Below are 591 nucleotides of genomic sequence, written 5' to 3'. Positions count from 1 at the left end.
GCTCGCGTTAACTGAATAGCGCTTCGCCGTACTGATGTTGATTTCGCCCAGACTCTGCAGATACAGGCCTTTCTCACTGTGGACTAAAGCCGATTCCGGCGTGACGGCGGCGATACCCTTCGGTGCTGACATCAGCAGCGTGGATTCTGTAAGCTTACTGGCACCTGAAACTAATGCTCTCAGCGGCTCAGCATCCGGGGCAACGTTATAGTGAGCCTGCGCAATCGGTCCCCATCCTGTCACCTGGTTCACCGCGCCTTTCAGCAGACTGACCGCTGGCTGCATCTCCAGCACCTCGCCCTGCGCCTTCGCCTGGCCATCCGCCGAGATAAATATCCCTTTCTGCGCCCGTATCGCGCCCCAGCTGTCGGTCCGCAGCTCAAAACCTTCGCCGCGCTGCTTCCGTTCGCTGTCCACCAGGTGACCGAGGTTCAGCTGGCTTTTGCCGCCGTACTCCGTCGAGACCTTGATGTGCTCCTGTCCCCGGTTGTCATCCAGCCGGATTTTGTTGTTCGACGGCGTGCGCAGCACGTTGCGTCGGTAGTTACGGATGGTGACGTGGTCGCCGTGCGCCGAGTCGTGCAGCACCCC

The 591-nt window shown here is 60.2% G+C and carries 1 protein-coding gene; it reads right to left on the bottom strand.

The window, feature by feature from the left end:
* On the bottom strand, positions 1 to 591 hold a 591-nt coding region (locus IBT46_RS27055; protein WP_200548134.1), incomplete at both ends, for a type VI secretion system Vgr family protein.

The sequence above is a fragment of the Erwinia sp. S38 genome (genome assembly GCF_016624545.1).
Taxonomy (GTDB): Bacteria; Pseudomonadota; Gammaproteobacteria; order Enterobacterales; family Enterobacteriaceae; genus Erwinia; species Erwinia coffeiphila.
This window is presented reverse-complemented; position numbering and strand designations above follow the sequence as displayed.